The 9,645-nt window shown below is 37.2% G+C and carries 10 protein-coding genes and 1 riboswitch; of the genes, 1 reads left to right on the forward strand and 9 read right to left on the reverse strand.

Going from position 1 to position 9,645, the window contains the following annotated elements; all coding sequences use genetic code 11:
- Window positions 1–163: 163 nt before the first annotated feature.
- From purB to EVI01_RS10390, 9 genes are all read right to left on the reverse strand, one after another.
- Entirely contained in the window at window positions 164–1,471 is a 1,308-nt protein-coding gene (gene purB / locus EVI01_RS10350; RefSeq protein ID WP_010751179.1) for an adenylosuccinate lyase, read from the reverse strand.
- 13 nt (window positions 1,472–1,484) lie between these two features.
- The gene (purK, locus tag EVI01_RS10355) at window positions 1,485–2,609 is read right to left on the reverse strand and encodes a 5-(carboxyamino)imidazole ribonucleotide synthase (RefSeq protein ID WP_010751180.1); all 1,125 of its coding nucleotides are present in this window, start codon (window positions 2,607–2,609) and stop codon (window positions 1,485–1,487) included.
- Window positions 2,602–3,090 carry a 5-(carboxyamino)imidazole ribonucleotide mutase gene (gene purE / locus EVI01_RS10360; RefSeq protein WP_010751181.1) on the reverse strand — a complete coding sequence of 163 codons (489 nt, stop codon included), beginning with the start codon at window positions 3,088–3,090 and terminating at the stop codon, window positions 2,602–2,604. The genes purK and purE overlap by 8 nt, the downstream gene beginning before the upstream one ends.
- Window positions 3,091–3,257: 167 nt before the next feature.
- The gene (locus tag EVI01_RS10365) at window positions 3,258–4,568 is read right to left on the reverse strand and encodes a nucleobase:cation symporter-2 family protein (protein WP_010751182.1); all 1,311 of its coding nucleotides are present in this window, start codon (window positions 4,566–4,568) and stop codon (window positions 3,258–3,260) included.
- 2 nt (window positions 4,569–4,570) lie between these two features.
- On the reverse strand, window positions 4,571–5,152 hold the full coding sequence (locus tag EVI01_RS10370; RefSeq protein WP_010751183.1) for a xanthine phosphoribosyltransferase: 582 nt from the start codon (window positions 5,150–5,152) through the stop codon (window positions 4,571–4,573).
- Window positions 5,153–5,285: 133 nt separating this feature from the next.
- A riboswitch (purine riboswitch) is annotated at window positions 5,286–5,383 on the reverse strand.
- A 343-nt stretch (window positions 5,384–5,726) separates the two neighbouring features.
- Window positions 5,727–6,407 carry a beta/alpha barrel domain-containing protein gene (locus tag EVI01_RS10375; RefSeq protein WP_010751184.1) on the reverse strand — a complete coding sequence of 227 codons (681 nt, stop codon included), beginning with the start codon at window positions 6,405–6,407 and terminating at the stop codon, window positions 5,727–5,729.
- A gap of 24 nt (window positions 6,408–6,431) precedes the next feature.
- Window positions 6,432–7,046 (reverse strand): glycoside hydrolase family 73 protein, encoded by a 615-nt coding sequence (locus EVI01_RS10380; protein ID WP_010751185.1) that lies wholly within the window; start codon window positions 7,044–7,046, stop codon window positions 6,432–6,434.
- Between the two features lie 9 nt (window positions 7,047–7,055).
- Window positions 7,056–7,853 (reverse strand): M15 family metallopeptidase, encoded by a 798-nt coding sequence (locus EVI01_RS10385; protein ID WP_010751186.1) that lies wholly within the window; start codon window positions 7,851–7,853, stop codon window positions 7,056–7,058.
- 13 nt (window positions 7,854–7,866) lie between these two features.
- Window positions 7,867–8,403 (reverse strand): hypothetical protein, encoded by a 537-nt coding sequence (locus EVI01_RS10390; protein ID WP_010751187.1) that lies wholly within the window; start codon window positions 8,401–8,403, stop codon window positions 7,867–7,869.
- A 181-nt stretch (window positions 8,404–8,584) separates the two neighbouring features.
- Between EVI01_RS10390 and EVI01_RS10395 the strand changes: the two genes are divergently transcribed.
- Entirely contained in the window at window positions 8,585–9,541 is a 957-nt protein-coding gene (locus EVI01_RS10395) for a Gfo/Idh/MocA family protein (RefSeq protein ID WP_010751188.1), read from the forward strand.
- Window positions 9,542–9,645: the final 104 nt, after the last annotated feature.

Below are 9,645 nucleotides of genomic sequence, written 5' to 3' on the forward strand. Positions count from 1 at the left end.
TGAGGGTATCAATTTTAAACATAAGGCTTTCGCTTCCTTTCTGATTGATTCCAGAAACTTTAATCATACATGGACGAGTACTTTTTGTACCCACAAATAAAAAACTGGGGCAATAATCAAATTCTTCTTTGATTATTGTTCCAGTCTCTTGTTTTTTCACCATTTATTTAGGTGAATCTGTTAAACTAACACGATTAAAAATAGTATCGACATTTTTTAAATGATGGTGGTAATCAAAGGCATCATCGATATCTGCTTTTGATAATACAGAAGAGATCGTCTGATCTTCTTCAAGTAATGGTCTAAACGGCACTTGATTGTCCCATGCATAAGCTGTTTTTGGTTGGACAAGATCATACGCTTCTTCTCTTGTCATGCCTTTATCGATCAATTTAAGCATAACACGTTGACTGTAGATCAAGCCGAATGTTGCATCCATATTGCGTTTCATATTCTCGGGGAAGACCGTTAGATTTTTTACAATATTACCAAAACGATTTAACATATAGTCTAAAAGAATCGTCGTATCTGGTAAAATAATTCGTTCAGCAGAAGAATGTGAGATATCTCTTTCATGCCACAAAGAAACATTTTCATAAGCCGTCACCATGTGTCCACGAATCACCCGTGCCAGTCCAGCCATATTTTCTGAACCAATTGGATTTCTCTTATGAGGCATTGCTGAAGAACCTTTTTGTCCTTTGGCAAAAAATTCTTCTACTTCTCTCGTTTCAGATTTTTGTAATCCGCGAATTTCTGTCGCAAAACGTTCAATACTCGTTGCAATTAAAGCCATAGTAGCAAAATATTCAGCGTGTAGATCACGTGGTAGGACTTGTGTTGAAACTTCTTGTGGACGAATCCCTAGTTTTTTACATACGTATTCTTCGATAAACGGTGGAATATTGGCAAATGTTCCAACTGCTCCAGAAATTTTCCCAGCTTCTACCCCTTTAGCAGCATGCTCAAAACGTTCGATGTTTCTTTTCATTTCTGAGTACCACGTCGCCAATTTCAAGCCAAAAGTTGTAGGTTCTGCATGCACGCCATGAGTTCTCCCCATCATTACCGTATATTTATGCTCTTTGGCTTTTTCACCAATAATTGCTGTAAAACGTTTCAAGTCTGCTCGTAAAATATCATTGGCTTGCTTGATTTGATAGCCATAAGCTGTATCCACGACATCTGTACTTGTTAATCCATAATGAACCCACTTGCGTTCTTCTCCTAACGTTTCAGAAACTGCACGAGTAAAAGCTACGACATCATGACGAGTGTCTTGCTCGATTTCTAAAATCCGTTCAATATCAAAAGAGGCATATTCGCGAATTTTTTTTACATCTTCTTTTGGAATTTCTCCTAATTCAGCCCAGGCTTCATCTGCCAATATTTCGACTTCTAACCAAGCTTGGTATTTGTTTTGTTCTGTCCAAATATTCCCCATCTCAGGTCGTGTATAACGTTCTAACATCAATTATTCTCCTTTAATCCCAAATATTGGTTTTCTTTATTTCTTCCAAAGTTTGTTGGATATTTTCAGTCACGATAGTAATATGTCCCATCTTACGACCTTTTTTCACTTGTGCTTTCCCATAAAAATGAAATTGCCATTCTGGTTTTTTATCAATCAAATGGTAACTTTCCAATAGTTGTTCCCCTAATACATTTACCATGACTGCCTCACTTAATAAGCGGACTTTTTTGCTTAACGGCCAACCGCAGATACCACGAATGTGCGCATCAAATTGACTCATGGAACAAGCTTCAATTGAGTAATGACCAGAATTATGCGGTCTAGGTGCCAATTCATTCACGTATAAACCACCTGTTTTCGTCAAAAACATCTCAATGCACAATACTCCCGATAGACTCATCCCTTCAGCAATCACCCGAGCGATGCGCTCTGCTTCTTCAGCTACTTCTTTAGCAATCGCAGCTGGCGCAATGGTTTCATGCAAAATATTGTTGCGATGAATATTTTCTACAACAGGAAATGTACTATAGTCACCTTGGCCATTGCCTGCAACTAAGATAGAGATTTCTTTTTCAAAAGGAATCCATGCTTCCAGCACACATGTTCCTTCTCTTAATAAATCCATGGCAGGCGCTAGGTCTGCACGACTTTTTAAGACATATTGCCCTTTTCCATCATATCCACCACGTGTTGTTTTCAAGACACAAGGATAACCGATTCCATCAATGGCATCTTGAATATCTGTGGGGCTAACAATTGTTGCATATGGAGCAATGACAATATTATTAGTTTCTAAAAATGATTTTTCTAACAGTCGGTCTTGTGTGATTGCCAGTAAATCCGTTCCTTGAGGTATAAATGACATTGGCAAAATGGCATTTAGTGCCTCTACGCTAACATTTTCAAATTCATAAGTGATGACATCTGTCCGTCTAGCAAGTTCTTCCAAGGCAAACGTATCATCATAAGTTCCTTGAATGTACCAATCTGCTACTTGCGCCGCAGGACAATTCGTTACGGGGTCAAGAACGCCTACTTTAAACCCCATTTCTTTGGCACTGATCGCCATCATGCGACCCAATTGTCCGCCACCGACAATCCCAATCGTTGATCCAGGCAACAAAGGTTTAACCAAGTTGATCACTACTTTCTATCACAGTTTCTGCTAACATTAAGCGTCTTTTCGCTAACTTAGCCTCCAACTTTAAATCATACATTGAAAGCATCTCTACCGCAAGTAGTCCAGCGTTAATTGCCCCAGCTTTTCCAATCGCTGTCGTCGCAACAGGAACTCCTCCGGGCATTTGAACAATCGAAAGCAACGAATCTAAGCCGTTTAATGTTCGTGTTTGAACTGGCACGCCGATTACCGGTAACGTTGTTTGTGAGGCAACCATTCCAGGAAGATGAGCCGCTCCCCCCGCACCAGCGATGATCACTTTTATTCCCTTTTTTCGGGCATTTTTCGCATATTCAAACATTAAATCTGGTGTACGATGCGCAGAAACTACTTTTTTCTCATAAGGTATTTCAAATTCTTCCAATATCTCGCAAGCATTTTTCATTGTTTCCCAGTCTGAAGTACTTCCCATAATTACAGAAACCGTTATTGTCATGTTTTTCTTCTCTCTTTTCTTTCCCATTCATATTTTAGCAACCTGTTTTTTTGATGTCAAATAATTTTCGAATGATAAACAACATTTTATCATAATTGTTCGTGTTTGTTTTTTGTAAAAAAAAGGAGAGACAATCTAAAAAACTGCTCCCCTGCTCTTTATTTTTATTATTTATCCATCAATGCTTTTTTGATGATCTTCTCATCTTTTTTTAGTCCATTAAAAACAAGATTTAAGATAATCGCTGTGACACTACTCATCACGATACCATTTCCGGTAAACATCTGAACAGTTTGAGGCAATTGACTAAATAAAGTCGGCATAATATTAAAACCAAGACCAAAACCGATAGAAACAGCCGCGATTAAAAGATTTTTATCATTCGTAAAGTCAACTTCCATCAACATACGGATCCCTTGCACCGCAACCATTCCAAACATTACTAACATCCCACCACCTAAAACAGGCTCTGGAATGATTTGAGCCAAAGCACCAATTTTAGGAAATAAACCAAGAATGATCAAAAAAATAGCTGAGAAATAAATCGGTTTTCTTGTTTTAATTCCTGAAAGTTGAACTAATCCAACATTTTGGGAAAAACCAGTGTAAGGGAATGTATTGAAGATTCCTCCTAAAACTACTGCTAACCCTTCTGCACGATAGCCTTTTTTCAGTTCTTCCTCGCCCACTTTTTTACCTGTGATATCTCCTAGAGCAAAGTAAACGCCGGTAGACTCTACCATACTGACAATTGAAATAATGATCATCAATAAAATAGACCAGATATCAAAAGTCGGTTTACCAAAGTAAAAAGGTTGTGGCACGTGAAAAACAGGCGCTTGTCCAATCGCACTCAAATCAACCTGCCCCATTAAAGCTGCTAAGATGCTTCCCCCCACTAAACCGATTAAAACAGCAATCGAACGAATAAACCCTTTCGCAAACATTTGCACACCCACAATTAAAGCAATCGTCACAAAAGCTAATAATAAATTCGTTTTGTCGCCAAAGTTTGCTGCTGTGGCACTACCGCCACCCATTTTTTCAATAGCTACAGGAATCAAAGTTAAACCAATAACAGTAATCACTGTGCCAGTTACGATTGGCGGAAACAAGCGCTTGATTTTCGAGAAAAAGCCAGCGACTAAAACAACAAATATACCTGAAGCAATAATTGAACCATAAATTGCCCCTACTCCTTCGTTACTACCAATTAGAATCAAAGGTGCCACGGCTTGAATCGCACAGCCTAACACAACTGGTAAGCCGATCCCAAAGAACCGGTTGACTGTTAATTGCAATAAGGTAGCTAAGCCACACATAAAGATATCAATCGAAATAAGATATGTCATTTGCTCTTGATTAAACCCTAATCCTGTACCGATTAATAAAGGAACGGCTACTGCTCCTGCATACATTGCTAATAGATGCTGTAACCCAAGTACAGCTGCTTTTCCATTTTGTGTCTCTTTTTCCACGTCTATGCATCCTCCTCAAGAAATTCAACTTGTCCGTTAGTCAATGACGCAATGCGTGCTAATGATACAACTTTCAAGCCCATTTCTTCTAATAACTGACGACCGTCTTGGAATGATTTTTCAATAACGATCCCAATACCTTCTACTTCTGCTCCGGCTTGGCGACATAATTCAATCAGTCCTTTTGCTGCCTGTCCGTTTGCTAAGAAATCGTCAATAATTAATACTTTATCTTCAGATGATAAGAATTTACGCGAAATAGAGATGGTACTTGTCACTTGTTTTGTAAATGAATAAACAGAAGCTGTTAACAATTCTTCATCCATTGTTAAACTCTTTGCTTTTCTAGCAAAAATCATTGGTACTTGTAATTCCTTTGCAGCAAATAAAGCTGGCGCTATGCCAGAAGCTTCGATCGTCACCACTTTTGTAATTCCTTGATCTTTGAACACTTCGGCAAAACGTTGTCCCATTTGTTCCATCAATACAGGATCAACTTGGTGTGTGACGAAACTGTCTACTTTTAAAACACCTTCACCTAATACCCGTCCATCTTTTTGAATACGTTCCACTAATTCTTTCACTTTATTTGCTCCTTTTTTCATTTATTGATAAAAAAACAACTACTTTTTACTATTTTTCTTATCGTACAAGTTAAAAAGTTCATAACATTTTAAAGAAAAAACACCCTTCACTTAATTATAAGTAAAAAGGGTGTCCAAACACTCTTTTACTTATAGTCCAGCATTTACGGCACTGGCTAGAAACTGTCATCCATATTATGACGATATATAAGTAGAGATCATATAAGCTACTGCTCGACACTATTTATAAAAGCAAAAAACAATGGCTGTGGTTTTGCTTTTTTCGATAATCAAACAGTAATCTGTATTAACTTGAATGTAGAAAATTTTCATTATTTAAAGTAGTTATTCAGCTATTTGAATAAATGTCGTTGTTTCAAATATTGAAAACAGTCTAACATTTGTTTCTGAAACTGACAACTAACTTTCATTGTTTTTTTCTAAAATCTAATGTTTTTAATCTAATTCGTTTAGTTCGTTCGGTATTTCTAGTAAAAAACGAAGAGAAAAGAAAGTCAAAAGCAATAAAAAGTGTTTTCCCTTCTTTTTTGCTTTTGACTTTCTTAACTAATTCCTAATCCCCTTGTTTTTCAAGTTGACGATATTTTTCCATTTTGCGACTAAATAATTCTCCATTACTTGGCGGGGTGTAGGTAATGGCATTTGCTCCTGCTTGAATGGTTTCTAAAATGCTTTCTTCTGTTGGACCGCCAGTAGCGATAATCGGGAGCTCTGGGTACTTTTTGCGAAAGTATTTTACCGTCTCTGCTGTTTCTTTTCCTGCACTTATATTAATGATTGAAATCCCAGCTTCAAGCTTTTCATCAATTTCAGTATATTTAGAGGTTACCGTACTAATGACAGGAATATCGACGGCTTGGCAGACATCTTGTACGGTTTCAAGTGGGGTTGGCCCATTTAATACAACACCTAATGAACCTTGCGCTTCGGCAAACAAACTCATATAAGAAGAACGTGTGCCTTGTGTTAATCCACCTCCAACACCTGAGAAAACAGGAATATCAGCTGCTTCAATAATGCTCTTTGTAATGGCCGGATGAGGCGTAAATGGGTATACAGCAATCACCGCATTCGCATTTGTATTTCGAACAATTGCTATGTCAGTAGTAAAAATAATTGATCGAATCAATTTTCCAAAGATCTTGATTCCGCTTGCTTTCATAATGACTTCAGGAACTTTAACAATGTCTTTACGTAGTTCTGTCATAATTTCTGGAATAAATTGTTCTGCCATGTTCCCACTTCCTTTTTCCCATAGTTATTGATCATACTGATCCAAATGATACGTTTCAATGACTTGTATAATTTTTTCTGAATAGGAAGGGTCCGTTGCATAACCCGCTTCTTGCAACGCTTGCGCAGCTTCCCGATAATTGGTTGCTGTGAGGACTTTTTCATACAATGCAGGGTTCCAATCGACACCATTAACAAAAAGTTGTGTATGAGAATCCATCGATTGCTCCCATGAATCATACACACGAAAATCACCTTGTATGGTAATCCACTCTTCATTCACAAATTCTTTGGTTTCTAAGTTCACTTTTTTTTGATCGCCAAATGCTTTTATCCCAAAAAGATTATTATATTTACTAGCTAATGTGCTTTTCCCCCAGTTCGATTCAAGAATTGCTTGGCCTAGGATAATACTGGGCAAAACACCATAACCATTTTGTAGTTCTTTGGCATAAGGAGCTAATTGATCAATAAATTGCTGGTGTGTCTTCGCTTCATCGTTTTGTTCTTGGTCAGCAAAAGGTGTCGATAATCCTCTTAAAGAAAGAACAAAGGCAATCATCATTAACAAAACACCTAAAACTACAGCAACAAAGCGTACATTCTTACGCTTTCGTTTTTTCCATTTTTTTTTCGCCATCAACAACTCCTACTTCTCTTTTAATTGATCAAGGTATTCTTCTAATGTTAGATTATGTTTGGTTATATATTCCGCATTTTCTTCTCCAACATAGCGTAAATGCCAAGGTTCATAAGTAATCTTCGTAATGTTTTGACGATCTTTTGGATAACGAATAATAAAGCCATATTTAGGCGCATTTTCAGCAATCCATTTGGCACCAGGCTGATCACCATAGCTCGCTTCTAAAAGTTGTGTAGGATAATTGTTATACCAGTTTTCATCCACGACATCCACCGCTAATCCGGTGTGATGCTCGCTATAGCCTGGCTCAGTGATCGTTTGTTTCGTGATCACTGTGGCTTCTTCTTCTGAAACATTTTGACTACTCATCACTTCTTGAACGTTTTGCGCAAAAACTTCCTGTTGTGAAGAAACGGAACGATAAGCTGAAACCATCACCAATGGAAAGCCAGCCGCTTCAGCAGCCTTAGCAAACTCTTCATAATTTGTTTGGATTCGTTTATTAATCAAATAACCATTTGGCAATGAAGCCAATTCCGTAGATTCATCAATTTCTTTTTCAATTTTATGATCCGGACCTACCAGAATAAGATCCCAATCTGTTGGTTGTACATTTGGTAAATTTTCTTTGCTTTTATTTGTAGAATTTTGCTTTTTCGCTACCATAGTACTCTTGGTTGTACTACTTTTTGTCACTTGACTACCTGATTGGACTTCTGTTTTCCCATGTGGTTCACTTACTAAAACATAGCCCATTGCGATGATCATGATTGCCACCGCACCAAACCCTAAAATTTTATTCAATTAAAAAATCCTTTCATTCCCCTTTGTACTCTGTTTTTTCATGCACATAGGTTTCTTCTAGATTTTCGTTTACCCAATCTAGCAACTCTACTTTTTCTCCTTCAATCTGTCTTTGCACATCGGCCGGTAAACGAAAATTCAAAATATCGTCATAACCCCATTCATCATAATTAATACTTACCTTCAAGTCAAGAAACCTATTAAGATATTGATCATTTTTTAAAGGAATTAATTCCACTTTTGCCACCCCATCTGCTAACCATTTTTGGGCAATACGTGTTTTTATTTGTTTGTACTCAGCAACTGCTGTTGTTCTTTTTTCTGGAAAAATAATTGTTTGACGTAAAATCTTTTGGGTAAGCATCCATTCATAATCTGTAAACAAGTTCTTTATCTTTTGCATCGTCTCGGAAGGTAGATTTTTTTCGCCTTGTTTCCATTCTTGCCATTGTTCTTCACTTACTAATAAATAATCCTCTAAAAAATTTTTTTCTGTTGCATATTGTTCAAGCAACACACTAAGAATCAAATCTACATATACTTGGTGCATAAATGTTCCTCCTCTGATCATTTTGTATGGATGTTAAAAAATCACGGATCTACTACTTTTTCTTCACAAAGTACTATTAGTACAAAATTTAACGATTTATTTGATATAATAAACAAGTACAATAGCTACTTTCTTATTTAAAATACTATATTAAATATAACACGAGAAGGAGTTTTGAAGAATGAAAAAGTATCAATGGGGAATAATTGGTTTAGGTACAATTGCTCATAAATTTGCCGAAACGTTTGACCAAGAAACAAGTGAACTTGCAGCCGTTGCTTCTCGAACGAGCGAAAAAGCAAAAAACTTTGCTGAACGTTATCATATCCCTAAAGCTTATGGCACTTATCAAGAACTATTAATGGACGAAGATATTGATATTGTTTATATTGCTGTGCCAAATCGTCAGCATATTCAACATATCCTCCAAGCGTTACATGCGAACAAACATGTTTTATGTGAAAAAGCCATTACGATGAACAAAGTAGAATTAGATGAAGCCATGCGATTAGCAGAAGAAAAAAATTTGATTTTGGCGGAAGCTATGACTATTTTTAACATGCCCCTTTACCAACAGTTGCGTTCTTTGATGGATACCAACAAATTGGGGGCACTAAAAATGATCCAAGCACCCTTTGGCAGCTACAAAGAACCAGATCCAACCAACCGTTTTTTCAATCCTGAATTAGCCGGCGGAGCTCTATTGGACATTGGTACCTATGCTGTATCTTTTGCCCGCTTCTTTTTAAGTTCTCAGCCTGAGGTAATGGCATCCACCATGATTCCTTTTGAAACTGGTGTGGATGAGCAGTCTATTACCATTTTAAGGAATAAAGAAAATGAGCTAGCAACCGTTAGCTTGACCTTTCAAGCAAAAATGCCGAAAGTAGGAATCGTCGCTTTCGAAAATGGGTATCTTACCATCTCCGACTATCCCCGTGCAGATCGTGCAGAAGTCATTTTTAATGATGGTACAAGAGAATGGATCGAAAGCGGTAGCACGGCTCAAGCAATGAACTACGAAATCGCAAATATGGTGAAAATAATCAAAGGGGAGTTGCCAAACCGCTCCTTATTCTTAACAAAAGATGTCATTGAAATTTTAGATACCATGCAAAAAATTTGGCAAAATCAATAGTTCCTCCTCTTTTCTTTAGAAAGATCAGATGCGCCATCCATCTATTTCAACACCTTAAAACCAATTAAATAGGGATTCTAAAAGTAACTCTTACGAAAAATAAA

The sequence above is a fragment of the Enterococcus villorum genome, assembly GCF_007990225.1.
Lineage (GTDB): Bacteria > Bacillota > Bacilli > Lactobacillales > Enterococcaceae > Enterococcus_B > Enterococcus_B villorum.